Source organism: Pseudomonas sp. F3-2 (assembly GCF_038804275.1).
In the GTDB taxonomy this organism is placed as follows: Bacteria; Pseudomonadota; Gammaproteobacteria; order Pseudomonadales; family Pseudomonadaceae; genus Aquipseudomonas.
This window is the reverse complement of record NZ_CP152388.1, coordinates 4,675,016-4,701,129: the sequence shown is the minus strand read 5'-3', so window position 1 is coordinate 4,701,129 and position 26,114 is coordinate 4,675,016. Positions and strand designations below refer to the sequence as shown.

Genomic DNA, 26,114 nt, shown 5'->3' with positions numbered 1-26,114 from the left:
CACCGCATTAGCAGGTTTTACGACCGGTTCCCGGCCGATCGCGGGACAAGCCACGCTCCTACAGTTGTATGAATTCCAGGCCGGGAGCGGGATCTGTCACGCGGCCTTACGTTGGTCACTTCCCGCCACTCCCCGCCACGCTTTCACCGCCGCGGCTCAGGTAGTAGGCGCCCAGAATCGGCAGCATGGTGACGATCATCACCAGCATCGCGACCACGTTGGTCACTGGCACATCGCGGGGGCGGCTGAGTTGGTTGAGCAGCCAGAGCGGCAAGGTGCGCTCATGCCCGGCGGTGAATGTGGTGACGATGATTTCGTCGAACGACAACGCGAACGCCAGCATGCCCCCGGCCAGCAACGCCGAGCCAAGGTTGGGCATGATGATGTAGCGAAAGGTCTGCCAGCCATCCGCGCCCAGGTCCATGGACGCTTCTATCAGGCTGTGAGACGTGCGACGCAGACGCGCGATGACGTTGTTGTAGACGATCACCACGCAGAAGGTCGCGTGACCGACGATGATGGTGAACATGCCCGGTTCGATCCCCAGCGTCTTGAACGCCGACAGCAGCGCAAGCCCGGTGATGATGCCGGGCAGGGCGATGGGCAGGATCAGCATCAGCGAGATGCCGTCCTTGCCGAAGAAGTCGCGGCGGTAAAGGGCCGCTGAAGCCAGCGTGCCAAGCACCAGTGCGATCAAGGTGGCGACGCAGGCGATCTGCAGCGACAGCTTGATCGATTCGAGCACATCGGGCCGGCCAAAGGCGACGCTGAACCACTTCAAGGTGAACCCTTGCGGCGGGAAGCTGAAGGCGGCGTCTTCGGTATTGAACGCGTAGACGAAGATGATGAGGATCGGGAAGTGCAGAAACACCAGCCCGCCCCAAGCGGCGATTTTCAGGCCCCAGGAGGCCTGATCGCCTTGTTTGATCACAGGCTCAGAGCGCATCGAAAGCCCCCAGTCGTTTGACGATGGACAGATAAATGGCGATCAGCACGATCGGCACCAGTGTGAAGGCCGCCGCCATGGGCATGTTGCCGATGGCGCCCTGCTGGGCGTACACCATGCTGCCGATGAAGTAGCCCGGCGGGCCGACCAGTTGCGGCACGATGAAGTCGCCCAGCGTCAGCGAAAACGTGAAGATCGAACCGGCGGCAATGCCCGGCACCGACAGCGGCAGAATCACCTGCATGAAGGTCTGGCGCGGCTTGGCGCCCAGGTCGGCGGATGCCTGCAGCAACGACGGCGGCAGACGTTCCAGAGATGCCTGGATCGGCAGGATCATGAACGGCAGCCAGATGTACACGAAGACCATGAAGCGGCCCAGATTCGAGGTCGACAAGGTGCTGCCGCCGATACCCGGAATGCCCAGAACGGCCTGCAACACCGGCTCGAGCCCCAAGTGCTGAACGAACCATTGCGCGACGCCGCCCTTGGCCAGCAGCAGCGTCCAGGCATAGGCCTTGACGATGTAACTGGCCCACATCGGCATCATCACTGCGATGTAGAAGAACGCCTTCGTCTTGCCGGTGGTGTAGCGGGCCATGTAATAGGCGATCGGGAAGGCGACGATGGCGCTGGCAATGGACACCGCGATCGCCATGCTCAGCGTTCGCTGGATCACGTCGAAATTGGCGGGGCTCAACAGCGCGGCAAAGTTGGCGAACGTCAGGTCCGGAGTGACCGTCATGCTGAAGTCGTCGAAGGTGTAGAAACCTTGCCACAACAGCGTCAGCAGGGAGCCAAGGTAGATTGCGCCGAACCAAAGCAGCGGCGGAATCAGCAGCAGCGACAGGTACAGATTGGGCCGCCGATAGAGCAGGCTGGAAAAGCGCCGCGACGGCGATTGTCCTGCCGCTGGCGCCGAATGGGCGAGTGTCTGGCTCATCTCAATGCGCCCCAACCAGCGGTTCGCCGGCCGCGTCGGCCAGTGGAATCATCGCCTCGCGCGCCCAGCGTGCCGTCATGCGCTGGCCCGGCTGATGTTGCGCGCTCAGGTCCAGCCATTGGCTGTTGGCCTGACTGACGCAGAGGGTCTGGCCATTGTCCAGTTTCAGCTCGTAACGCGTGGCGCTGCCTTGATACTGGATATCGTGGAGCAGCCCGCTGATTTCGATCTCGTGTGCTGCAGCCGGGCCTTCGGCGAAGCGGATGTGCTCCGGACGAATCGAAAACGCGCTGGGCTGGCCGCTCAACTGTTGCGCCAGTTCGCCGCGCAGCACGTTGGAGGTGCCGACGAACTCGGCAACGAAGGTGGTGGCCGGTTTCATGTACAGGTTGCGGGGCGTGTCGACCTGCTCGATTCGACCTTTGTTGAACACCGCCACGCGATCCGACATCGACAGCGCTTCGGTCTGATCGTGGGTGACGAAGATGAAGGTGATGCCGAGTTGGCGTTGCAGCTTTTTCAGCTCGCTCTGCATCTGCTCGCGCAGCTTGAGGTCCAGCGCGCCGAGCGGTTCGTCGAGCAGCAGCACGCGAGGGCGGTTGACCAGCGCACGCGCCAACGCGACACGCTGGCGTTGGCCGCCGGAGAGCTGCACCGGCTTGCGTTCACCGTAGCCACCCAGCGCGACCATGTTCAGGGCTTCTTCGGCACGTGACAGGCGCTCGCTTTTACCGACCCCTTTGACCTTCAGGCCATAGGCGACGTTGTCACGCACGTTCATGTGCGGGAACAGGGCGTAGTCCTGAAACACGGTGTTGACGTCGCGCTGATAGGGCGGCAGGCCCGCTGCTTCTTCGCCGTGAATGCGGATCGAGCCCGCACTGGGTTGCTCGAAACCTGCGATCAGGCGCAGGCACGTGGTTTTGCCCGAACCCGACGGGCCCAGCATGGAAAAGAACTCGCCGTCCTTGATGTCGATGGATACCCGGTCGACGGCCTTCACATCGCCGAACTGCCGGGAAACGTTGGTGAACTGGACTGCAAGGGTCATGGGTGGAACTCCAGTTGGCCGCTGTGGGAGCGTTTATCCGCAACGGGCCGGTACAAACGACAAATGTGTGGCGGGAAATACCCGTCTCCGTAGGAGCTGGCTTGTCCTGCGAACGGCCGGGAACCGGTCGTAAAACCGGCTCGCGCGGACGTTCTGGCACACCGCGTTCAACGGGTTTACGACGACTGCGTCGCCGTTCGCAGGACAAGCCAGCTCCTACAGAGGGGCGCGTCAGGCGTTAACGCCCACCCATGATCGCGATGTAGTCCTGCGTCCAGCGGCTGTACGGCACGTATTTGCCGCCCTCGGCCTGCGGGGTTTTCCAGAAGGCGATCTTGTCGAACAGGTCGAACCCGTTTGTCGCGCAACCTTCGGCGCCCAGCAGATCGCTGGATTTGCACGCTTCGGGGACGACCGGCAACGACCCGAACCAGGCCGCGACGTCACCCTGGACTTTTGGCTGCAGCGACCAGTCCATCCATTTGTACGCGCAGTTCGGGTGCTTGGCCTCGGCGTGCAGCATCGTGGTGTCGGCCCAGCCGGTGGCGCCTTCCTGCGGGATGGTCGAGGCAACGGGCTGTTTGTCGGCGACCAGGCCGTTGACCATATAGCCCCAGGAGCTCGAGGCCGCGACGCCTTCGTTCTTCACGTCGCTCATCTGCACGGTCGCGTCATGCCAGTAGCGATGCACCAGCGGGTGTTGCGCCCGCAGCAGGTCGAGCACGGCCTTGTACTGGGTTTCGGTCAGTTGGTAGGGATCTTCGATTTTCAGTTCCGGTTTCGCGGTCTTGAGGTACAGCGCCGCGTCCGCGATGTAGATCGGGCCGTCATAGGCCTGCACGCGGCCTTTGTTCGGTTTGCCATCGGGCAGGTCCTGCGCCTCGAACACCACGCTCCAGCTCACCGGCGGGGTTTTGAACACGTTGGTGTTGTACATCAGCACGTTCGGACCCCACTGATACGGCGTGCCAAAGGTCTGCTTGTTGACCGTGTACCAAGGCCCGTCCTTGAGGCGCGGATCGAGGGTTTTCCAGTTCGGGATCAGGTCAGTGTTGATCGGCTGCACGCGCTTGCCGGCGACCAGCCTGAGCGATGCATCGCCGGACGCGGTCACCAGATCGTAGCCGCCTTTGGTCATCAGGCTGACCATCTCATCGGAGGTCGCCGCTGTCTTGACGTTGACCTTGCAGCCTGTTTCCTTCTCGAAGCCGGTGACCCAGTCGTAGGCCTTGTCGCTTTCGCCTCGTTCGATATAACCCGGCCAGGCCACGATATCCAGCTGGCCTTCGCCGTCGCCCACCGCCTTGAGCGTTTCGGCCGCCTGTACGGTGCCACTGGCGAACAGCGCGGTGATGATGGCGCTCAAGAGCGCGGTCTTGTGTACGGACATGGTGCTTCCCCTCGTTTATTTATGTTCTTGGGCAGAGAGACATCAGTTGCGAGCTTCAAGCGGTGAGAGGTCGTCACTCATGCCCTTTCACTTGTCGCCGGAAGATCGCAGGTACAGCTGTTCTTATTGCTTTGCTTGAAGCTTGCCGCTTACAGCTCGTAGCTGCTCCTGGCCATGATGTGGCGCACGACGCTGTAGTCTTGCAGCGAATCACTGGACAGGTCCTTGCCGTAGCCCGAGCGCTTCAAGCCGCCGTGAGGCATTTCACTCACCAGCATGAAATGACTGTTGATCCATGTGCAGCCGTACTGCAAGCGCGCGGCCACCTGCATGGCCTTGTCCAGGTTCTGCGTCCAGATCGACGACGCCAGGCCGTATTCGGAATCGTTGGCCCAGTCCACGGCTTGGGAAAGCTCGTCGAAGCGGGTGACCGTCACGACCGGGCCGAACACCTCGCGCTGAACGATTTCGTCGCCCTGTTTGCAGCCGGCGAGCAGGGTTGGCTGGTAGAAGAAACCCGGGCCCGAATGCACGGCCGCGCCCGTGATCCGTTCGATGTGTGGCTGGCTCAGCGCGCGCTCGACGAAACTCGCCACCCGGTCGCGCTGACGGGTGCTGATCAGTGGCCCGATTTCATTATCGGCGTCGCGTTTGCTGGCGAAGCGCAGGCTGCTGACCGCAGCGCCGAGCTCAGCGACGAGTGTGTCGTGGATGCCGGCCTGCGCGTAGATGCGGCACGCGGCCGTGCAGTCCTGGCCGGCGTTGTAATAGCCATACGTGCGCACGCCCTCGATCACGGCGGCGATGTCGGCATCGTTGCAGACGATCACCGGGGCCTTGCCGCCCAACTCCAGATGAGTGCGTTTGAGCGTCCGGGCGGCGGCCTGAAGGATTTTCTGGCCGGTGACGATATCGCCGGTCAGCGAGACCATGCGGACTTTCGGGTGGCTGACCAGATGGCTGCCGACCCCTTCGCCACCGCCACAGACGATGTTGATGACCCCGGCGGGTAATAACTGCGCGAGCATCGGCGCCAGCGCGAGAATCGATAACGGCGTGTGTTCCGACGGCTTGAACACCAGCGTATTGCCTGCCGCCAGTGCTGGCGCGATCTTCCAGGCAGCCATCATAATCGGGTAGTTCCAGGGCGCGATCGAGGCGACCACGCCAATCGGATCGCGCCTCACCATGCTGGTATAGCCCGGCAGGTATTCGCCGGACAGCTGGCCGGTCTGACAACGTACGGCACCGGCGAAGAAACGGAACACATCGACCGTGGCGCTCAGGTCGTCCTGGCGCGCCAGGTGCAACGGTTTGCCGCAATTGAGCGATTCGAGTGTCGCCAGCGCGTCGGCGTTGCGTTCGATGGCGTCGGCAATGCCGAGCAGCAGATTCGCACGTTGCTGGGGCGTCGTGCGTGACCAACCGGTAAAGGCGCGGTGAGCGGCAAGAATCGCCTGTTCGACCTGCTCGGTGCTGGCCTCCGCAATGTGAGTCAGCACTTCGCCAGTGGCGGGATTGAGGATCAGCTCGACAAACCCCTGACCCGCCACCAGCTCTCCGTCGATGAGCAACGAGGTGAGCAGCTGTGGCGTTGCGGAGTGCGGGGTCGGTGCGCCAGCCATGGTTCGAGCTTCCTTGTATCGATGCTTGTCATTGATGGCCTGAATCCAGCCTGCTGATGTCGGGCACAACGCTGAGCCTTGTGGAGCGAATTCATTCAAAAAAGCTGTATCTGCCGCGCTGTCTCTATCAGCTGATGATCACCCGCCGTGGCGCGCCGCAAAACCCGGAAACAACTCCCTTCCCAAGCTTCAGAGACTAGTGCCGCATCGAGAGCGCGACAAATTCTAAATACTGAATGCAGCGTTCGATTAAATAGATGGCCTGCGTCCCGGATGCGGCTGTTCACGTGCCACGCTGAGGAATGGGTCGACCAGTGACGGGCGCGCCGTGCCACGCCGCCATGCCAGGCCCACGTCCAGCGTCTGCGTCAGGTCGGCGATGGGTCGGGCTTCAATGATGTCGCCCTCCAGCGACCACGGACGATAGGTCATGTCCGGCTGAATCGAGACGCCGAGGCCGGCGGCCACCAGACTGCGAACGGCCTCGGTGGAAGCCGTGCGCAGACTGACATTTGGCTGAAGTCCGGCGCGGGACCATATTCGCTGTGCGTTCACGCCCATTTCATCCACGTTCAGCTGAATGAGCGGCTCGCGGGCGACGTCGGCAAGGTTGATGTTGTCGTGCTCCAGCAGCGGATGCTGAGCGGGCAGCCACAGGCGATGGGGCGAATGGGTCAGCACCTCGGTCTGCAATGCGTGGCGGTCTTCCAGATTGGACAGAATCAGCACGCCGACGTCGATTTCACCACTGACCAGCAAATGCTCGATGTAGGGGCGTTCGTCCTCCATCACGCGCAGGTCGACGTTGGGGTACGCCCGCTGAAAGCGCGTCAGCAGGTCCGCCAGATAGTAGCCGGCGACCAGGCTGGTGACGCCGATGACCAATTGCCCGGCCACTTGATCGGCGCTGTGTTGCAGGCTGCGTTTGGCGTTCTCCACCGTCGCGAGGATCAGATGCGCCTGACGCAGAAACTGATGCCCCTGATGGGTCAGGGTCATGCCTTTTGCGTGTCGGCTGAACAGGCTGACGCCGATGTCTTCTTCCAGTTGCTGGATCGCCAGGGTCAGCGTCGATTGAGAAATGAACACCGCCTGCGCTGCGGCCGAGATCGAGCCGGTTTCCGCAACGGCGATGAAGTGACGAATCTGGCGCAGCGTCATCATGGCGATCAGCTCATTCGTTTTTTCAGGTGTTCGGCACTGTATATCGTTTTTCCCGATGGACGACTAGCGGCTGAGAGACTCGTTGCAACATTCAGAAGCACAGCGGGTGCTCAGGCGTGGCCGACTTCCTCTTACTCTGCGAGCTGATTCTTTTTGTCTCATCTACCGAGGTGGATTCATGAACACGCGAGGCTTGCTCGATCAACTGTTGAAATCCGGTCAGGACCTGCTGCAGAACAAGGCGGCCGGTGTGCAGGGCAAAGGCGCGCAAGGGGGTGTTGGCGACCTGTTGGGTAAAGTGGGCGGCGGCAATCTGGGCGGATTGCTTTCCGGGGCCGGTGGCGGCGCGCTGGCAGCCGGTGCGATGGGTTTGTTGCTGGGCAACAAAAGCGCTCGCAAGATCGGCGGCAAGGCGTTGACTTACGGTGGTCTGGCGGCGTTGGGCGTACTGGCCTACAAGGCGTATGGCAACTGGCAGGCCAGTCAGGGCGTGGCCCAGTCTGCTGCGCCGCAGACAGTCGACCGCGTTCCGCCCGCGCAGGTCGAGCAGCACAGTGAGGCGATTCTGCGAGCCCTCGTCGCGGCGGCCAAGGCCGACGGGCATGTGGACGAGCGCGAACGCGAGCTCATCGAAGGCGAGTTCACCCGCATCACCGGTGACAGCGAATTGCAGCATTGGCTGCACGCCGAGTTGAACAAGCCTCTGGATCCGGTCGACGTCGCCCGGTCCGCGCGCACGCCAGAAATCGCTGCCGAGATGTACCTGGCCAGCGTCATGATGGTCGACGAAGAGCACTTCATGGAGCGCGCTTATCTGGATGAGTTGGCCAAACAATTGAAACTCGCGCCTGAACTAAAGACCAAGCTGGAAGCTCAGGTGCGCCAGGCGCAGTAATTCGCATCTATCAAGCGCCGTTGCAGCAAGAGCGCGGGGTCGCAGCCGGATCCGGACAAATGCCGGTTGTCCTTCCGGAGACCGGCTGGCCCAGCGCGATCGCAACCTGTGCAAGCACTTCGGGTAATGCCTTTCTCATTGCCATCAAGCAATTTCCCCACACGCCGATAGCCTGTCAGATATTTCCCTAATATCTGTGCGTTTTTGCGTTATCTATGTCGGAAACAGCCCAGTTAATTGGTAGGTCACTAGGCTATACTCCGCTCGCTTTGGGCCGTTCGTCGGTCCGCTTCTTGAACCCGGTTTTGCCGGTGTTGAACTCTTGAGGGCTGACTGTGAAGAACTGGACATTGCGTCAACGTATCTTGGCGAGCTTCGCTGTAATCATCGCCATCATGCTGCTGATGGTGGTCGTGTCATACACCCGGCTGCTCTCGATCCAGAACAGTGAAGAGGCGGTTGGCGAAGATGCATTGCCGGGGGTCTATTTCAGTACGTTGGTGCGCAGCGCCTGGGGTGAAAGTTATATCCGCACGCTCGAATTGATCGGTGAAGGCAAAGCGCGTGAGTTGACCCGCGCCGAGCAAGATCAGTACATCGACTTCGAAAACCGCCTGCAAAGCCAGATCGACGGCTACAAGAAGACCATCTTCGACGACACCGATCGCAACAACTTCGGGGTCTTCGAGAAACAGCGAGAAACGTATGCGCGGCTGTTGAGCGACGTGCTCAAGGCGTATCAGTCCGGCGATTACGCCACCGCCCGCACCGTATTCTATGGACAGGTCAATCCGATCTGGCTTCAGGGCCGCAAGCAACTCAATGACCTCATCGTTGCCAACAAGGCCGTGGCCGATCAGGCGACCGCCAATATCTCGTCTGCCGTTCTGACCGCGAAAATCAGCATGGGGATCTCCCTCGTGGTCGCCATTCTGGCCGCTGTTGCCTGTGGCCTGCTGCTGATGCGCACGATTCTGGCGCCGATGAACCGCATCGTGCGGATTCTCGAAACCATGCGCACCGGCGATCTGAGCAGCCGTCTGACGCTGGATCGCAATGACGAATTCGGCTCGGTGCAGACCGGTTTCAACGATATGGTCACCGAACTGGCCGCGCTGGTTTCGCAGGCGCAGCGTTCGTCGGTGCAGGTCACGACCTCGGTCACTGAAATCGCCGCCACATCAAAGCAGCAGCAGGCGACCGCCACCGAGACCGCGGCGACCACCACGGAAATCGGCGCGACCTCCCGTGAGATTGCCGCGACCTCGCGTGATCTGGTGCGCACCATGACCGAGGTGACATCGGCTGCCGATCAGGCATCCATTCTCGCCGGCTCCGGCCAGCAAGGCCTGGCGCGCATGGAAGAGACCATGCATTCGGTCATGGGCGCGGCCGATCTGGTGAATTCCAAGCTGGCGATCCTCAACGAGAAAGCCGGCAACATCAATCAGGTGGTGGTGACCATCGTCAAGGTGGCCGACCAGACCAACCTGCTGTCGCTCAACGCTGCGATCGAGGCTGAAAAAGCCGGCGAATACGGCCGTGGTTTTGCCGTGGTCGCTACCGAAGTGCGGCGTCTGGCTGACCAGACGGCCGTTGCCACCTACGACATCGAACAGATGGTTCGCGAGATCCAGTCGGCGGTGTCGGCAGGTGTGATGGGCATGGACAAGTTTTCCGAAGAAGTGCGTCGCGGCATGTTCGAAGTGACGCAGGTGGGCGAGCAGCTCTCGCAGATCATTCATCAGGTCCAGGCCCTGGCGCCGCGCGTGTTGATGGTCAATGAAGGCATGCAGGCGCAGGCCACTGGCGCCGAACAGATCAATCAGGCGCTGGTGCAGCTGGGAGATGCCAGCAGCCAGACGGTCGAGTCGCTGCGTCAGGCCAGCTTTGCCATCGACGAGCTGAGCCAGGTGGCGGTCGGGCTGCGCAGCGGCGTGTCGCGTTTCAAGGTCTGAGTCCGGGCCATGATCGAGCATTCAGCCAAACGCAGCGCCGTGGTCGTGCCGAAAAACAAGCTGTTCCTGCTGTTTCGCATCGGCGCGGAACGCTATGCGCTGGAGGCCACGGCCGTCGCCGAAGTGCTGCCGCGTCTGGTGCTCAAGCCCATCGCTCATGCGCCGCACTGGGTGGCCGGCGTGTTCGCCCACCGTGGCGCGGTGGTGCCGGTGATTGACCTGAGTGCACTGACGTTCGGGCACGCAGCGCAGTCGCGCACCAGTACCCGACTGGTGCTGGTGCACTACCGAGCGCATGCCGAACGTGCACCGCAGTGGCTCGGGCTGATTCTCGAACAGGCGACCGATACTTTGCGTTGCGCCCCGGACGAGTTCAAGCACTACGGCCTGGACAATCGTCAGGCGCCGTATCTTGGGCCGGTTCGCGAAGATGAGCTCGGCTTGCTGCAGTGGATTCGCGTGGATGATCTGCTCAGCGATGCGGTGCGCGAATTGCTGTTTCCCGAAACGCCCCTGAGCCTCGAACCATTTGAGGACGCGCCATGAGCAGCGACGCGCGCTTCTTCGCGTTCCTCAAGGATCGCATCGGGCTGGACGTGGCGTCGGTGGGCGAGGCCATCATCGAGCGCGCCGTGCGCCAGCGATGCACCACTTCCCGGCTCGACGGCCATGACGCTTACTGGCAACTGTTGCAGCGCTCGCCCGACGAACAACAGGCGCTGATCGAAGCGGTGATTGTCCCGGAGACCTGGTTTTTCCGGTATCCGGAATCCTTCGCCACCCTGGGCAAACTCGCCAGTGCGCGTCTGGAACAGCTCGGCGGCGTCCGGCCGCTGCGCATCCTGAGCCTGCCGTGTTCGACGGGCGAGGAGCCTTATTCCATCGCCATGGCCTTGTTCGACGCCGGTTTGCAGGCGGCGCAGTTCAAGGTCGAAGCCATCGACATCAGCCCGCTTTCGATCCAGCGTGCGCGTCGAGGCGTGTATGGCAAAAATTCATTTCGTGGTGAGCGGCTGACCTTTCGCGAGCGCTATTTCGATCCGGTCGAGGACGGCTTCCGTCTGCAGGACCGGGTGCGCGAACAAGTGGTGTTTCAGCCCGGCAATCTGCTGGATCCGACCTTGCTGGTGGCACAGTCGGCATACGATTTCGTGTTCTGCCGCAACCTGCTGATCTACTTCGATGTCGACACCCAGCGCCAGGGTTTTGAAGCGCTCAAGTGCATGACCCGCGACGACGGCGTGCTGTTTATCGGTCCTGCCGAGGGCAGCCTGTTGGGGCGCATGGGCATGGTGTCGATCGGTATCGCGCAGTCGTTTGCGTTCCGACGCCGCGATGACGCGAGCCCCGAACCGCTGGCCATCGTTGCCGCGCCTGCACGACCGCCGCTGCCGGTGGAACCGCCTGCGCGCGTTGCCAGACCTGTCATGCCTGCCGCGCGCAGTCAGAGCACCCTCAAGCCATTCGCGCCGTTGTCGCCCGCCCGACCCGCTGACGTTCAGTCGCCAGGGAACAGCGAGGCCGCAGCCTTGCTGGGCAGCATTGCGGCGCTGGCCAATGAAGGCCGCACCGCCGAAGCCAAAGCCGCTTGCGAGCAGTACCTCAGGCGTCATGAGCCCATTGCGGCGGTGTTTTACTGGCAAGGCCTGCTCAGTGAAGTGACCGGCGAGGCGGCCGCAGCCCAGCGTTTCTACCGCAAAGCGCTGTACATGCAGCCGCAGCACCCCGAAGCATTGGCGCAACTGGCCGCGCTGCTGGCCGCTCAGGGTGACAGCGCCGGGGCGCGTCGCTTGCAGGAACGCGCCGCGCGGGGCGTGAATAAAGAAGGACACAATCGATGAGCGGCGTACACACAGAGCTGGTCAGCGACGACGCACAGGCCATCGACGACTGCTGGAACCGCATCGGCATTCATGGCGACCGGTCCTGCCCGCTGCTGGTGGAGCATATTCACTGCCGCAACTGCTCGGTGTATTCGGCGGCCGCCACGCGCCTGCTGGACCGCTACGCGCTGGCGCAGGAGCAACGGGTGTCGATGCACAGCGAGGAGCTGGCAAGCGACGTCAAGACCCGCTCCATCGTGGTCTTCCGGCTGGGCGAGGAGTGGCTCGGCCTGCCGACGCGTTGCCTGGTCGAAGTGTCTCCGGTGCAAGCGATCCACTCGCTGCCGCATCAACGCTCGCGCGCCTTGCTCGGCGTTGCCAATGTGCGTGGCGCGCTGGTGGCGTGCCTGTCGTTCGTCGAACTGCTGGGGCTGGATGCGTCCATCGCGCCCGCCGTCAACGCGCGGATCATGCCGCGCATGCTGACCGTCTCCGCCGAGGGCGGGCCCGTGGTGGTGCCGGTCGATGAGGTCGATGGCATTCATGCGATCGAGGCCCGTCTTCTGGATTCGGCATCGGCGCCGGCGCACAACGGCAATGCACGATTCACCCGTGGCGTGGTGCAGTGGAAAAACCGCAGCCTGCGCCTGCTGGACGAAGAACAACTGTTGTCGGCAGTGAACCGGAGCCTGACATGACGCCCGATCAGATGCGCGATGCCTCGTTGTTCGAACTGTTCACGCTGGAAGCCGAGGCGCAGACCCAAGTGCTCAGCGCAGGCCTGCTGGCACTCGAACGCGACCCGACTCAGGCCGATCAGCTGGAAGCCTGCATGCGCGCTGCCCACTCGCTCAAAGGCGCGGCACGTATTGTCGGTGTCGATGCGGGCGTCAGCGTTTCCCACGTCATGGAAGATTGTCTGGTCGGCGCCCAGGAAGGCCGTCTGCATCTGCAGGCCGAACACATCGACGCCTTGCTGATGGGCACCGATATGCTCATGCGCATCGCCACGCCGGGCGAAAGCAGCGTCGGCCAGGCCGATGTCGAGGGCTATGTGGCGCTGATGAACGCGCTGGTCGATCCCGGCGCGGTCAGCAAGCCCGCCATTGCCCCGGCGCCTGCGCCGTCGATGGAAGACCTGCTGCTGGCCAATGCCCAGTCGCTGGTGTCCTCGGTGCAGTCCGCGCATGGGCCGGCACCGGTCGAGCCGCCCGCCGCGCCCGTTGCACCGATGACCCCGGCTGAAGCCGAAGTCGAATCATCACCGAAGGCGGAGCGGCGCAACGAGCGCCGCGTCGCCGAGGGTGGCGAGCGCGTCCTGCGAGTGACTGCGGAACGCTTGAATAACCTGCTGGACCTGTCGAGCAAGTCATTGGTCGAGACCCAGCGGCTCAAGCCTTATCTGACCGCCATGCAGCGGGTCAAACGGTCGCAGAGCGGGGCGAGCCGGGCGCTGGACAATCTCGAAGCGCTGCTCGACGCCAACGTCGATCCGGACGCGCAGAAGGCGCTGGACGAAGCGCGGCGCATGCTCAGCGAAGCGCAGCATCTGCTCATTCAGCAAACCGCCGACCTCGACGAATTCGGCTGGCAGGCGTCACAGCGCGCGCAATTGCTCTACGACACCGCGCTGGCGTGCCGCATGCGTCCGTTTGCCGACGTGCTGACCGGGCAAGCGCGGATGGTCCGTGATCTGGGCCGCTCGCTGGGCAAGCAGGTGCGGCTGCAGATCGAAGGCGAGAAGACTCAGGTCGATCGCGATGTCCTGGAAAAGCTCGAAGCGCCACTCACCCATTTGCTGCGCAACGCCGTGGATCACGGCATCGAATTGCCCGAACAGCGTATTGCCAGCGGCAAGCCCGCCGAGGGCCTGATCCAGCTCAAGGCCTCGCATCAGGCCGGTCTGCTTGTCGTCGAGCTGATCGACGATGGCGCCGGTGTCGATCTGGAGCGGCTGCGTCGCAGCATCATCGAGCGCAAGTTGTCGCCGGCCGAAACCGCAGCGCAGTTGAGCGAGGAAGAACTGCTGAGCTTCCTGTTCCTGCCCGGCTTCAGCATGCGCGACAAGGTGACCGAAGTTTCGGGACGTGGCGTCGGTCTGGACGCCGTGCAACATATGGTTCGTCAGTTGCGCGGTGGCGTGGAGCTCGATCAGCGGGCAGGGGAAGGCAGCCGCTTCCATCTTGAAGTGCCGCTGACGCTGTCGGTGGTGCGCAGTCTGGTGGTTGAAGTGGGCGGCGAAGCCTACGCCTTTCCGCTTGCACACATCGAGCGCATGCGTGACGTGCAGGCCGACGAGATCGTGCAACTGGAAGGCCGTCAGCATTTCTGGCATGAAGAGCGCCATGTAGGGCTGGTCGCGGCCAGTCAGTTGCTCAACCGGCCAGCCGCTCAGCACAGCGAAGACGTGCTTAAAGTGGTGGTGATCCGCGAGCGCGACGCGGTCTATGGCGTGGCCGTTGAGCGTTTCATCGGTGAGCGCACGCTGGTGGTGTTGCCGCTGGATCCTCGTCTGGGCAAGGTGCAGGATATCTCCGCCGGCGCGCTGCTGGACGACGGGTCGGCGGTGCTCATCATCGATGTCGAAGACATGCTGCGCTCCGTGGAAAAACTGCTCAATACCGGACGCCTCGAGCGCATCGACCGGCGCAATCGTCAGGCCGACAGCCAGGCGCGCAAGCGTGTGCTGGTGGTCGACGATTCGCTGACCGTGCGTGAGTTGGAGCGCAAGCTGCTGCTGGGGCGCGGCTATGAAGTCGCCGTCGCCGTGGATGGGATGGACGGCTGGAACGCGCTGCGTGCCGAAGATTTCGACCTGCTGATCACTGACATCGACATGCCGCGCATGGACGGTATCGAATTGGTGACGTTGCTGCGGCGTGACAGCCGGTTGCAGTCATTGCCGGTGATGGTGGTGTCGTACAAGGATCGAGAAGAAGATCGACGCCGAGGACTGGATGCCGGCGCCGACTATTATCTGGCCAAGGCCAGTTTCCACGACGATGCGCTGCTCGACGCCGTCGTTGAGTTGATAGGAGATGCGCAGGGATGAAAATCGCCATCGTCAACGACATGCCCATGGCCGTCGAGGCGTTGCGTCGGGCGCTGGCTTTCGAGCCGGCGCATCAGATTGTGTGGGTCGCCAGTAACGGGGCAGAGGCGGTCGAGCGTTGCGCCGAACTGACCCCGGACCTGATCCTGATGGATCTGATCATGCCGGTCATGGACGGCGTAGAGGCAACTCGACGTATCATGGCGGCAACGCCATGCGCGATCGTGATCGTGACCGTGGACCGCGAGCAGAATGTTCACCGGGTTTTCGAGGCCATGGGGCATGGCGCGCTGGACGTGGTGGACACGCCCGCGATCGGTGCCGGTGACCCGAAGGATGCGGCCGCACCTTTGTTACGCAAGATACTTAATATAGGCTGGCTCATTGGCCAGCGTGACAGTCGCGTGCGTCAGGCGCCGCCCCCGTTGAGTGCATCCGCGCAGCGTCAGGGCCTGATCGCGATCGGATCGTCGGCGGGCGGGCCGGCGGCGCTGGAAGTGCTGCTCAAGGGCCTGCCGAAAGACTTTCCGGCGGCCATCGTGCTGGTGCAGCATGTGGATCAGGTGTTCGCGGCCGGCATGGCGCAGTGGTTGAGCAGCTCTTCGGGGCTTGCCGTCAGGCTGGCTCGCGATGGCGAGCCGCCGCAAGGTGGAACCGTATTGCTGGCCGGTACCAACCACCATATTCGTCTGTTGAAGAACGGCACGCTGGCCTATACCGCCGAGCCGGTGAACGAGATTTACAGGCCCTCGATCGATGTGTTCTTCGAGAGTGTGGCCAGCTATTGGAACGGTGACGCAGTGGGCGTTCTGTTGACTGGCATGGGACGTGACGGTGCCCAGGGGCTCAAGCTGATGCGTCAGCGGGGTTTTCTGACCATCGCCCAGAACCAGCAAAGTTGCGCGGTGTACGGCATGCCCAAAGCGGCAGCGGCCATCGATGCAGCCATGGAGATTCGCTCGCTGGACACGATTGCGCCTCGCTTGAAAGAGGTTTTCACCCAATGAATTTCCAGGTGATTTCACAGCCCGCCTGTGACCAGGAGACCCTGAATGCATGATTTGCAGCTGGACGAGATAAACGCCACGGACGAAAACGCTGCCATGGTGTTGCTGGTCGACGATCAGGCAATGATCGGCGAGGCAGTCCGGCGTGGGCTGGCGCACGAAGAAAACATCGACTTCCATTTTTGCGCCGATCCGCATCAGGCCATCGCCCAGGCGATCCAGATCAAGCCGACGGTCATTCTGCAGGACCTGGTCATGCCCGGTCTCGACGGCCTGACGCTGGTGCGCGAATACCGCAACAATCCTGCCACCCGCGACATCCCGATCATCGTGCTGTCGACCAAGGAAGATCCGCTCATCAAGAGCGCGGCCTTTGCTGCCGGGGCCAACGATTACCTGGTCAAGCTGCCGGACAACATCGAGCTGGTGGCGCGTATCCGCTATCATTCGCGCTCCTACATGACCCTGTTGCAGCGAGACGAAGCCTATCGCGCGTTGCGCGTCAGTCAGCAGCAGCTGCTGGACACCAACCTCGTCCTGCAACGGCTGATGAACTCCGATGGCCTGACCGGCCTGTCGAACCGTCGCCACTTCGATGAATACCTTGAGCTGGAATGGCGCCGGGCAACGCGCGAGCAGACGCAGCTGTCGCTGATGATGATCGATGTCGACTACTTCAAAATGTACAACGACAGCTTCGGTCACCTGGAAGGCGACGAAGCGCTGCGTCAGGTCGCCAAGGCCATCCGCGCCAGTTGCAGCCGGCCCTCGGACCTGCCTGCACGCTACGGTGGCGAAGAGTTCGCGCTGGTCTTGCCGAACACCTCGCCGGGCGGCGCGCGGCTGCTGGCCGAAAAACTGCGCCAGACCGTCGCCGCCATGAACATCCCGCACAACGCACCCACTCAGGGCTCGACCCTGACTGTGAGCATCGGCCTGTCCACCGTCGTTCCGCAGGTCGGCAGCCACAGCCGCCAGTTGATCCAGAGCGCCGACCAGGGACTGTATGCGGCCAAACACAACGGGCGTAATCAGGTGGCGGTGGGGTAAAAGACGCGTCGAGTGCCAGACAACCCCTGCAACCCCTGCCCAACGGACTGCCATCCCAAGGGCGGCTGGGGTATACTCGTCGGCTTTGAAAATTTCGCCTGCGAGTCCTGTCGACCATGGAAATCAATCCGATCCTGAACACCATCAAGGACCTGTCCGAGCGCTCCCAGTCCATTCGGGGGTATCTTTGACTACGATCACAAAAGTGATCGCCTGACCGAAGTCAACCGCGAGCTGGAAGACCCCAACGTCTGGAACAAGCCCGAATACGCTCAGGCGCTGGGCCGCGAGCGTTCGACGCTGGCGCAGATCGTCGAGACCCTCGACGAAATGAGTTCCGGTCTGGCTGACGCCAAAGAACTGCTGGACATGGCCGTCGAAGAAAACGACGAAGGCACTGTCAACGACGTCGTCGAGCTGCTCGAAGGTCTCGAAGAATCCCTCGCCAAGCTCGAATTCCGCCGCATGTTCAGCGGCGAGATGGACCCAAACAACGCCTACCTGGACATCCAGGCCGGTTCCGGCGGCACCGAAGCGCAGGACTGGGCCAACATCCTGCTGCGCATGTACCTGCGCTGGGCCGACAAGCGTGGCTTCGATGCCACCATCATGGAGCTGTCCGAAGGCGAAGTCGCCGGCATCAAAGGCGCCACCGTGCACATCAAGGGCGAGTACGCCTTCGGCTGGCTGCGCACGGAGATCGGCGTGCACCGTCTGGTGCGCAAGAGCCCGTTCGACTCCGGCGCCCGTCGTCATACCTCGTTCTCGGCGGTGTTCGTTTCCCCCGAGATCGATGACCGCATCGAGATCGACATCAACCCGTCGGACCTGCGCATCGATACCTATCGTTCGTCCGGTGCCGGTGGTCAGCACGTCAACACCACCGACTCGGCGGTGCGTATCACCCACGTGCCGACCAACACCGTGGTCAGCTGCCAGAACGAGCGCTCCCAGCACGCGAACAAGGACACCGCCATGAAAATGCTGCGGGCCAAGTTGTACGAGCTGGAAATGCAGAAGCGCAACGCGGCGTCCCAGGCGCTGGAAGACACCAAGTCGGACATCGGCTGGGGTCACCAGATCCGCTCGTACGTCCTCGATGACTCGCGCATCAAGGACCTGCGTACCGGCGTTGAGCGCAGCGACTGCAACAAGGTGCTCGACGGCGACCTCGACGGTTACCTGGAAGCGAGCCTCAAGCAGGGGCTGTAATCGCGACACCACTGTTGCGGGCGCGGCGCGTTTCTACACGCGGCCGCCCCGCGATCCCTTGCCCGTGGCAAGAAGCAACGAACCTGTGATGGAAAATCTAAAGACATGAGCGACCAACAACTCGACCCGCAAGCCCAGCAACAGGAAGAAAACACCCTGATCGCCCTGCGCAAGGAAAAGCTTGCTGCCGAGCGCGCCAAGGGTCAGGCCTTCCCGAACGACTTCCGCCGCGACAGCTACTGCAACGACCTGCAGAAGCAATACGCGGACAAGACCAAGGAAGAGCTGGCTGAGGCGGCGATCCCGGTCAAGGTTGCCGGTCGCATCATGCTCAACCGTGGCTCGTTCATGGTGATCCAGGACATGACCGGTCGCATTCAGGTCTACGTCAACCGCAAGACGCTGCCCGAGGAAACCCTGGCAGCCGTCAAGACCTGGGACCTGGGCGACATCATCGCTGCCGAAGGTACGCTGGCACGTTCCGGCAAAGGCGATCTTTACGTCGAGATGACCAGCGTTCGTCTGCTGACCAAATCGCTGCGTCCATTGCCCGACAAGCACCACGGCCTGACCGACACCGAGCAGCGCTATCGTCAGCGCTACGTCGACCTGATGGTCAATGAAGAAGTGCGCGAGACCTTTCGCGTGCGCTCGCAGGTCATCGCTCACATCCGCAGCTTCCTGATGAAGCGCGACTTCCTGGAAGTCGAAACGCCGATGCTGCAGACCATTCCTGGCGGTGCGGCGGCCAAGCCGTTCGAGACTCACCACAACGCGCTGGACATGGCCATGTTCCTGCGGATCGCGCCTGAGCTGTACCTCAAGCGTCTGGTTGTCGGCGGGTTTGAAAAGGTTTTCGAGATCAACCGCAACTTCCGTAACGAAGGCGTCTCGACCCGGCACAACCCGGAATTCACCATGTTGGAGTTCTATCAGGCCTACGCCGATTACGAAGACAACATGGACCTGACCGAGGAGCTGTTCCGCGAACTGGCGCAGCTGGTGCTGGGCACCACCGACGTTCCTTATGGCGACAAGGTGTTCCACTTCGGCGAGCCGTTTGCGCGCCTGTCGGTGTTCGATTCGATCCTCAAGTACAACCCGGACCTGACCGCTGACGACCTGAACGACATCGACAAGGCCCGCGCGATCGCCAAGAAAGCCGGCGCCAAGGTGCTGGGTTTCGAAGGCCTGGGCAAATTGCAGGTGATGATTTTCGAAGAACTGGTCGAGCACAAGCTGGAGCAGCCGCACTTCATCACTCAGTACCCGTTCGAAGTGTCGCCGCTGGCGCGCCGCAACGATGAAAACCCGAGCGTCACCGACCGCTTCGAGCTGTTCATCGGTGGTCGTGAAATCGCCAACGCCTACTCCGAGCTCAACGACGCGGAAGACCAGGCCGAGCGTTTCATGGCGCAGGTGGCCGACAAGGACGCGGGCGACGACGAAGCCATGCATTACGACGCTGACTTCGTCCGTGCGCTGGAGTACGGCATGCCGCCGACAGCGGGCGAGGGCATCGGTATCGACCGTCTGGTCATGCTGCTGACCAACTCGCCATCGATCCGCGACGTCATCCTGTTCCCGCACATGCGGCCGCAAGCCTGAGCGTTGTAAAACAAGCCGCCTGAGCAGGGCGGCTTTTTTTTTGTCTATTACAGTCACGCAGGCCAACGGTAGGAGCGTGGCTTGTCCCGCGATCGGCGACGCAGTCGTCGCAAAACCGGCGAATGCGGTGTATCAGGAAAACCGTGTGCTCAGGGTTTACGACGGGTTCCCCGCCGATCGCGGGACAAGCCACGCTCCTACAGGCTCCGCGCCTGCTAGTCATTCAAAGAGGAAAACCTGTTGTGAATCGTACGATCGCTCACAAGGGAGCCGCTGGTCTTGCCACGGCAGTCGCGCAGAGTGTTCAGTATCAGGGCCGCAAGGCAAGTCGACAGGGCAGCGAACAGCGCCGGCAGCAGATCCTCGATGCCGCCATGCGCATCCTCATTCGCGAAGGCGTGCGTGCGGTACGCCATCGCGCCGTGGCGGCCGAGGCGCAAGTGCCGCTCTCGGCCACCACCTACTATTTCAAGGATATCGATGACTTGCTCACCGATGCCTTCGCCCAATACGTCGAGCGCAGCGCCGCCTACATGGCCAAGCTGTGGACCAACACCGAAACCCTGTTGCGCGAAATGGTCGCGCGCAATGACGGCAGCGCCGAGGCCCGCGCCCGGCTGGCGGATGAGATCGCCCGCATGACCATGGAGTACGTGCGTCATCAACTGCTGACCCGCCGCGATCAATTGATCGCTGAGCATGCGTTTCGTCTCGAAGCCCTCATCAACCCGCGTCTGGCGCCGCTGGTGGGCGCGCATCAGCAGATTCTGTTGCAAGGCAGCGCCCAGTTTCTCGAGGTCATGGGCTCGACTCAACCGCAACTGGATGCCCAAGTGTTGACGGGGCTTATCGGGCGGATGGAATATCAGGGTTTGCTTAACGGGCCTCAGCCCGACGCAGATGAAGAAATGCTCGCTATTCTTACTCGCCAGATGCATCTGGTTCTGGGCACCGCGAAGCCGTCGGCCGCCTGAAAACGCTTCATTCAAGGAGAACCCGATGAAAGTCTGGAGCGTGTTGCTCGCCTTGTCGTTCGCGCTGTTGAGCGGATGCCTGGTGACTTTCAAGGATCCGGTTCCATCCAGCGAAGTCGCGCCGCCCAAGCTGCTCGGCACCTGGACCAGCAAAAATGCCTGGGGCGAGCCGCTGGAGCTGGAGATCAGCCGCGCGGGCGTCAATCAGTACAAAGCGGTCAGTTACCGCAAGGGCGACCGCAAGAATCGGGACGAGTACACCTTCACCGTGTCGCGTCACGGCGGTCGCTGGTACATCTGCGGCCGGTTGCCTGAAAAGTACGGCTCCAACTACGTGATCGGTGGTTTCGACCTGGTCGACAACGACAACGATAATGCCGCCGACGAACTGGTGGTGTATGACCTGGACCTGGAGCGCATGCAGCAACTGGTCGAGCAGAAGGTTTTCGAGGGCCAGGCCATTGAAACCGAGAAAGGTGACGGCGTGCTGATCAGCACGTCCATGGACAAAGTATTTGCCTATCTGGATGACACCGCCAACTCCGATGTCTTCCTCAAGGCCGCGCAATATCAGCGCATGACCAAATAGCGCACCGGTAAAAAAGGGGTAGTGGGTGGACGAATACCAGCAGACGATTCGCACGTTGTCCGATCGTATCGTGTTGGCGCAGACGCCGATTCGCGTACTCGATGCGGTGAAGTGGGACGAGAGCATCCGCAAGAATTTCCTCGCTGCCAAAGGCAAGCAACTCCCTGAAATCGATCGTGCCTATTACGAGAACCGCCCGCTGGGATTCGACTCCGGCGCGTTGAAGCTGGAATTCCAGAATATCGAGCGCGACATCACCCGGCAGTTGGGGCAGTTCAACCCGGTCGGGCAGATCATGCGGCGCATGTGCAAGGAATACCGCATGGTGGTCCGCATGCTGGAGGCGCGCGGCACCCCGGACTTCGGGCTGATTTCCCAGGAGTTGTACGGCGCGGCCTCCGATGCCTTTCACGCCGGTGACCCGACCCTGGCTGACCTCGGCCTGATGCTGTCCGATTACCTGAACAACATCGCCGGCCGAGGCGATCTCAAGGATGAGCCCAAGATCCTGACCGCCAAGGACGCCGTGGCGATGCTGCAGAGTCGGCTCAATCGCACGTTTGGCGAGGCCGAGGAAACCATTCGGGTGTTCGAGTCCGACGGCATCGTTGCCGATGCGGCAGCAGGGGCCGATTACATCAAGATCCGCAGCGATGCGATGTTCAACGAGCGAGACGTGCGCGCGCTGGAGGTCCATGAAGGGCTGGTTCACGTGGGCACGACGCTGAACGGCCTGAATCAGCCCATCTGCACCTTCCTGGCCAAGGGCCCGCCCTCGTCGACGGTCACTCAGGAAGGGCTGGCGATCCTCATGGAAGTCATCGGGTTCGCGTCCTACCCCAGCCGCCTGCGCAAGCTCACCAACCGCACCCGGGCGATTCATATGGCCGAGGAAGGTGCGGATTTTCTCCAGGTGTTCGAGTTCTATCGCGAACAGGGCTTCGGCATGTCGGAAAGTTATGGCAATGCCAGCCGCGTTTTCCGGGGTTCTGTCCCTAATGGTCTGCCATTCACCAAGGACTTGTCCTATCTGAAGGGCTTCATCATGGTTTACAACTACATTCAGTTGGCCGTGAGGAAGGGCAAGCTGGAGCAAGTGCCGCTGCTGTTCTGTGGCAAAACCACGCTTGAGGACATGCGCACGCTGCGCCAGTTGGTGGACGAGGGCCTGGTGGTGCCGCCCAAATACCTGCCCGATCAGTTCCGCGACATGAATGCATTGTCGGCCTGGATGTGCTTCTCCAACTTCCTGAACCATTTGAGCCTGGACCGGATCGAAGCGGATTACTCGAATATCCTGTAACGCGAGCGGTGCAGTGATGTCACTGACGCCTTCGCGAGCCAGTCCCGCCTTTGAGCGCGTCACTCAGTGGGCAGCCAGCTTGCGCGAAGACGTTCATTCACAGCTGAAAGATCAAGGATAAACTCCGTTTGAAGACCCTCGTCGCTCTGATCACGTTCGTCTGGCTCACCGGTTGCAGCGAACTGCTGTTCTACCCGGAGCGCGACGTCCCGCTGACCCCGGACAAGGCGCACCTGGCTTACCGTGATCTCACTCTCACCACTGCGGACGGCAAGAAGCTCAATGCCTGGTTCTTGCCGGTCAAAGAGGGCGTCGCCGTGAAAGGCACGGTGCTTCATCTGCACGGCAACGGCGGCAATATGTCGTGGCATCTGGGCGGCAGTTGGTGGCTGCCCGAGCAGGGCTACCAAGTGTTGCTGCTCGATTATCGGGGTTACGGCCATTCGGAAGGCGACCCCAGCCTGCCTGCGATCTATCAGGATATCGATGCCGCATTCGACTGGTTGAACACGGCGCCACAGGTGCAGGGCAAGCCGCTGGTGGTGTTGGGGCAGAGTATCGGTGGGGCGCTGGGCGTGCATTATCTGGCCGAGCATCCTCAGCAACGGGCGCGGGTCAAGGCGCTGGTGCTCGATGGGGTGCCTGCCAGTTACCGCGAAGTCGCTCGCTACACGCTTGGCACGTCGTGGCTGACCTGGCCGTTCAAGCGGCCGCTGTCGTGGGTGATCCCCGATGGCGACAGCGCCATCAATGGCATCAGCCAGCTCAAGGGTACGCCGATATTGCTGTTCCAGAGCCTGGACGACGCCCAGATTCCGCTGCACAACGGCATCAGTCTGTATCAGGCCGCACCGCCGCCGCGGGTTCTGCAACTCACGCGCGGGCCGCATGTACAGACCTTCGCCGATCCGACCTGGCGCGAAGTCATGGTGCGCTACCTGGATGACCCACAGCACTTCAACGGCCTGCGTCGTCTGGCCGAAGTCCCCGACTACCCTGATCCGCAGGCAAATCTCAAGCCTTCTGCGACATCGCCCACGCCGTCGGCAGAGTCTGCGCGATGACTGAGGAGCGCAACGCGATCCCGCAGATCCTGACAGGAATCGGCTGCATCTTTCTGACAGTAGGAACGCTCTGGTACTACGGCTATCTGCACTTCGCCCGGCCTCAGGACGCGTTGCGGCTGAGCGAATTCACCATGCTCAAGACCCTTCCAGGGCAGGACTACAAAGTCGCCCTGGAACCAGCGCCCCAGGTCGCCCAGTGCATCGACGGGGTGATGGTGTTGTTCGATACCGAGCAGAAAGGGCTGACGGGCGTGCTGGTGAACGAACGCAAACAAGCCGTGAGATGCATGGGGCAGGAGACGCCGCAGAAGCTGCAGTGACGCATCATTGGCCAATCCTCCGGCGTGATGCGTGGTCGACGCCCCGTCTGTAAGAGCGCGCTTGCCCGCGATCTGGCGCGCAGCGGCAGCAGAACCGGCACCGCAAATCACGCATACAAAAAAAGGCCCCGTCTGCATTCGCAAACGGGGCCTTCTGACTTACAGCGGCTAATCCATCACCGCGCCCAGCGTATCACTGCATCGAAGAACGCGGTGCTACTGGCTGGTTGTCGTTGGAAATGGTCACTTCCACGCGACGGTTCATGGCGCGACCCGACGCGCTGGCGTTATCGGCAACCGGGTATTCCTTGCCATAACCCTGAGCCACAACGCGGTCCATGCTCACGCCCATCTTGATCAGCGCCATGCGCACCGAATCAGCGCGGCGCTCGGACAGCGACTGGTTGTAAGTGGCGGAGCCAGTGCTGTCGGTGTAACCCTCGACGATCACTTTGCGATCAGGGTTTTCCTGGAGGAACTGCGCCAGCTTGTTAACGTTCACCAGACCTGCGGATTTCAGTTCGGCCTTGTTCAGGTCAAACAGTACGTCGCCGAAGGTTACCAGCGTGCCGCGTTCAGTCTGCTTGGCGTTCAGGCTGTTCTGCAGTTGCTTGATCTGCGCATCGCGGGCGTCCAGACGAGCTTGAGCGCGTTGGGCAGCGGCATTTTTCAGATCGTTTTCAGCAGTCTTCAGGTTGATGGTCTGCTTGGCCAGCTCAACGCGCTGGTTGGTCAGATAGGCCAGTTGGTCGACTTTTTTCTCGTCATCGTGGTTGCGATACGCGGAGTCGGCCTTGTCGAGCCATTCGCTGGCATCCTTGGTTTCCAGCGCCGCCAGCTCGGTGGATTTAGGATTGCTTTGCAGCGCGGAGTAGTTGGTGCGGGCTTGTTCCAGGTTCACGTTAGGTTGCGAGGAGCAGGCAGCCAGACCAACGCTCAGAGCCAGCAGGGCAGGAATAAGTACTTGTTTACGCATAATATTTTCGTCCTTTAAATCAATGGCCAATGCTTGAAGTGCGTGGGATTACTGGCTGACCGGCTGAGCCTGGCGCAGACCTTCTTCACGCAATTCGTTGACGCCCTGACGAGCATCCTGCACTGCTTTCTGAGCCTTGGCGGCCTGGGCCTTACGCTCGGCTACACGGGCATCCCACTCGGCTTGCTCGGCATATTTACGAGCTTCGTCGTATTTCTTTTCCTGCATGAACAGCTCGGCCTGTTTGAATTTGTCTTGTGCCGATTTCATTTCGACTGCTGCGTATTCGGTGCCGCCTGCGCTGACTGCAGCATTCACTGCAGATTGGGTCACTGCGTACTGCTCGCTTGGAGGATTGCCTGCGCAACCGGCCAGAAGGAAGCTGGTACCCAGTGCCAGCGCGGCCAGTTTCAGCCCGCGCAGGCCGTTGAACGTGGTTTTGGCAGTGCTGGTATTCATGGTGATCAACTCCATTGTGTAACTCCTGAAAACTAGGTTATTTCCATTCAGCGGTGAGCCTGTGCGGATGGATGGCAGGGCCTGAAATCCGCTGCCATCTGTCGGCTTTTTCTGTAATGGCTAACTGCTCCGACCTGCGCGATTTTTGAATAGTTCAGACAATTTGCTTCTCAAACCCGGTGGCTTTGTTAGTCGGTGTAAGTTTGACGCTGAAAAATTGGCGCACAAAAACGCACGTCACGCCCGGCATTGCTGGTCGGCGTGCGCTTTGAAAGGTGTCTGAAAACGACGTCGTGATCAGTGCTGCGGAGTGTCCTGCTGTTCGGACAAATCTTCGAGATGACGACGCGACAAGGCAAGAAAACGAGGTGTCGGGCCGACGTCTTCGTACAACGGATCGCCTTCCTCGTCGGTCGCGACGACGTGTTGACCCTGGACATACGGAAAGCTTTCTTCCAGCTCTTCCAGCGCGGCGCCGATCAGCTCGCCGAGCAATTCTTCAGGCGTGCGCTTGGGATACATTTCGGCAATCGCCGCCAGGCGTGCCGCCGCTTCGACGTCCAGGTGAATCGTATAGCCGGTTTTGGTCAGGCGACCCTTGGCGGTCTGTTCCCAGTGTTTTGCGAGCTCGCGGATTTTCATAAAGACCTCTTCGTAGACCCGCGTGGTGGCGGGCTCAGGCGAGTGATCGAGCCTTCGTGAGGC

24 protein-coding genes are annotated in these 26,114 nt (G+C 61.6%); 15 read left to right on the top strand and 9 right to left on the bottom strand.

The features are described from left to right. Nucleotides 1-115: 115 nt before the first annotated feature. The 6 genes from AAGQ88_RS21115 to AAGQ88_RS21090 all read right to left on the bottom strand — a co-directional run bounded on the left by AAGQ88_RS21115 (nt 116) and on the right by AAGQ88_RS21090 (nt 7,116). On the bottom strand, nt 116-946 hold the full coding sequence (locus AAGQ88_RS21115) for an ABC transporter permease (RefSeq protein ID WP_342653471.1): 831 nt from the start codon (nt 944-946) through the stop codon (nt 116-118). Next, nucleotides 936-1,886, bottom strand: a complete 951-nt coding sequence (locus AAGQ88_RS21110) for an ABC transporter permease (protein ID WP_342653470.1) — start codon at nt 1,884-1,886, stop codon at nt 936-938. Before AAGQ88_RS21110 ends, AAGQ88_RS21115 begins: the two co-directional genes overlap by 11 nt. Nucleotide 1,887: 1 nt before the next feature. Further along, the gene (locus tag AAGQ88_RS21105) at nt 1,888-2,937 is read right to left on the bottom strand and encodes an ABC transporter ATP-binding protein (protein WP_342653469.1); all 1,050 of its coding nucleotides are present in this window, start codon (nt 2,935-2,937) and stop codon (nt 1,888-1,890) included. Nucleotides 2,938-3,175: 238 nt separating this feature from the next. Further along, on the bottom strand, nt 3,176-4,327 hold the full coding sequence (ydcS, locus tag AAGQ88_RS21100; protein ID WP_342653468.1) for a putative ABC transporter substrate-binding protein YdcS: 1,152 nt from the start codon (nt 4,325-4,327) through the stop codon (nt 3,176-3,178). Between the two features lie 149 nt (nt 4,328-4,476). Beyond that, nucleotides 4,477-5,952: a gamma-aminobutyraldehyde dehydrogenase gene (locus tag AAGQ88_RS21095; RefSeq protein WP_342653467.1), complete on the bottom strand. Its 1,476-nt coding sequence runs from the start codon at nt 5,950-5,952 to the stop codon at nt 4,477-4,479. 249 nt (nt 5,953-6,201) lie between these two features. Beyond that, complete coding sequence (locus tag AAGQ88_RS21090; RefSeq protein WP_093463181.1) at nt 6,202-7,116, bottom strand: LysR substrate-binding domain-containing protein; 915 nt, start codon at nt 7,114-7,116, stop codon at nt 6,202-6,204. 178 nt (nt 7,117-7,294) lie between these two features. On the opposite strand from AAGQ88_RS21090, the gene AAGQ88_RS21085 reads away from it, so the two are divergent. From AAGQ88_RS21085 to AAGQ88_RS21015, 15 genes are all read left to right on the top strand, one after another. Beyond that, nucleotides 7,295-8,011, top strand: coding sequence for a tellurite resistance TerB family protein (locus tag AAGQ88_RS21085; RefSeq protein WP_342653466.1), 717 nt, complete (start codon nt 7,295-7,297; stop codon nt 8,009-8,011). Between the two features lie 335 nt (nt 8,012-8,346). Continuing rightward, complete coding sequence (locus AAGQ88_RS21080) at nt 8,347-9,969, top strand: methyl-accepting chemotaxis protein (RefSeq protein WP_342653465.1); 1,623 nt, start codon at nt 8,347-8,349, stop codon at nt 9,967-9,969. Between the two features lie 9 nt (nt 9,970-9,978). Then, nucleotides 9,979-10,515 carry a chemotaxis protein CheW gene (locus AAGQ88_RS21075; RefSeq protein WP_342653464.1) on the top strand — a complete coding sequence of 179 codons (537 nt, stop codon included), beginning with the start codon at nt 9,979-9,981 and terminating at the stop codon, nt 10,513-10,515. Then, nucleotides 10,512-11,810 (top strand): CheR family methyltransferase, encoded by a 1,299-nt coding sequence (locus AAGQ88_RS21070; protein WP_342653463.1) that lies wholly within the window; start codon nt 10,512-10,514, stop codon nt 11,808-11,810. Before AAGQ88_RS21075 ends, AAGQ88_RS21070 begins: the two co-directional genes overlap by 4 nt. Beyond that, the gene (locus tag AAGQ88_RS21065) at nt 11,807-12,490 is read left to right on the top strand and encodes a chemotaxis protein CheW (protein ID WP_342653462.1); all 684 of its coding nucleotides are present in this window, start codon (nt 11,807-11,809) and stop codon (nt 12,488-12,490) included. Before AAGQ88_RS21070 ends, AAGQ88_RS21065 begins: the two co-directional genes overlap by 4 nt. Further along, complete coding sequence (locus AAGQ88_RS21060) at nt 12,487-14,844, top strand: hybrid sensor histidine kinase/response regulator (RefSeq protein ID WP_342653461.1); 2,358 nt, start codon at nt 12,487-12,489, stop codon at nt 14,842-14,844. The genes AAGQ88_RS21065 and AAGQ88_RS21060 overlap by 4 nt, the downstream gene beginning before the upstream one ends. Beyond that, entirely contained in the window at nt 14,841-15,851 is a 1,011-nt protein-coding gene (locus tag AAGQ88_RS21055) for a chemotaxis response regulator protein-glutamate methylesterase (RefSeq protein WP_342653460.1), read from the top strand. Before AAGQ88_RS21060 ends, AAGQ88_RS21055 begins: the two co-directional genes overlap by 4 nt. A 45-nt stretch (nt 15,852-15,896) precedes the next feature. Continuing rightward, nucleotides 15,897-16,901, top strand: coding sequence for a PleD family two-component system response regulator (locus tag AAGQ88_RS21050; RefSeq protein WP_285422403.1), 1,005 nt, complete (start codon nt 15,897-15,899; stop codon nt 16,899-16,901). Nucleotides 16,902-17,017: 116 nt separating this feature from the next. After that, a protein-coding gene (prfB, locus tag AAGQ88_RS21045) for a peptide chain release factor 2 (RefSeq protein WP_143070291.1) occupies nt 17,018-18,113 on the top strand; the annotation gives its coding sequence in 2 pieces (ribosomal slippage) (nt 17,018-17,089 and nt 17,091-18,113; 1,095 coding nt in all). Nucleotides 18,114-18,218: 105 nt separating this feature from the next. Beyond that, the gene (gene lysS / locus AAGQ88_RS21040) at nt 18,219-19,721 is read left to right on the top strand and encodes a lysine--tRNA ligase (RefSeq protein ID WP_285422402.1); all 1,503 of its coding nucleotides are present in this window, start codon (nt 18,219-18,221) and stop codon (nt 19,719-19,721) included. Nucleotides 19,722-19,963: 242 nt separating this feature from the next. Then, nucleotides 19,964-20,695 (top strand): TetR family transcriptional regulator, encoded by a 732-nt coding sequence (locus tag AAGQ88_RS21035; RefSeq protein WP_342653459.1) that lies wholly within the window; start codon nt 19,964-19,966, stop codon nt 20,693-20,695. A 25-nt stretch (nt 20,696-20,720) separates the two neighbouring features. Continuing rightward, the gene (locus tag AAGQ88_RS21030) at nt 20,721-21,284 is read left to right on the top strand and encodes a hypothetical protein (protein WP_342653458.1); all 564 of its coding nucleotides are present in this window, start codon (nt 20,721-20,723) and stop codon (nt 21,282-21,284) included. Between the two features lie 25 nt (nt 21,285-21,309). Beyond that, complete coding sequence (locus AAGQ88_RS21025; protein ID WP_093463217.1) at nt 21,310-22,587, top strand: flavohemoglobin expression-modulating QEGLA motif protein; 1,278 nt, start codon at nt 21,310-21,312, stop codon at nt 22,585-22,587. 128 nt (nt 22,588-22,715) lie between these two features. Beyond that, entirely contained in the window at nt 22,716-23,651 is a 936-nt protein-coding gene (locus AAGQ88_RS21020) for an alpha/beta hydrolase (protein ID WP_342653457.1), read from the top strand. Beyond that, nucleotides 23,648-23,974, top strand: coding sequence for a hypothetical protein (locus AAGQ88_RS21015; protein ID WP_342653456.1), 327 nt, complete (start codon nt 23,648-23,650; stop codon nt 23,972-23,974). Before AAGQ88_RS21020 ends, AAGQ88_RS21015 begins: the two co-directional genes overlap by 4 nt. A gap of 193 nt (nt 23,975-24,167) precedes the next feature. Here AAGQ88_RS21015 and AAGQ88_RS21010 read toward each other — a convergent pair whose 3' ends face one another. The 3 genes from AAGQ88_RS21010 to AAGQ88_RS21000 all read right to left on the bottom strand — a co-directional run bounded on the left by AAGQ88_RS21010 (nt 24,168) and on the right by AAGQ88_RS21000 (nt 26,051). Then, the gene (locus AAGQ88_RS21010) at nt 24,168-24,950 is read right to left on the bottom strand and encodes an OmpA family protein (protein WP_285422397.1); all 783 of its coding nucleotides are present in this window, start codon (nt 24,948-24,950) and stop codon (nt 24,168-24,170) included. A gap of 48 nt (nt 24,951-24,998) precedes the next feature. Further along, nucleotides 24,999-25,424, bottom strand: coding sequence for a DUF4398 domain-containing protein (locus AAGQ88_RS21005; RefSeq protein WP_093463226.1), 426 nt, complete (start codon nt 25,422-25,424; stop codon nt 24,999-25,001). Nucleotides 25,425-25,706: 282 nt separating this feature from the next. Next, nucleotides 25,707-26,051 carry a pilin assembly protein gene (locus AAGQ88_RS21000; protein ID WP_342653455.1) on the bottom strand — a complete coding sequence of 115 codons (345 nt, stop codon included), beginning with the start codon at nt 26,049-26,051 and terminating at the stop codon, nt 25,707-25,709. Between the last annotated feature and the right edge of the window lie 63 nt (nt 26,052-26,114).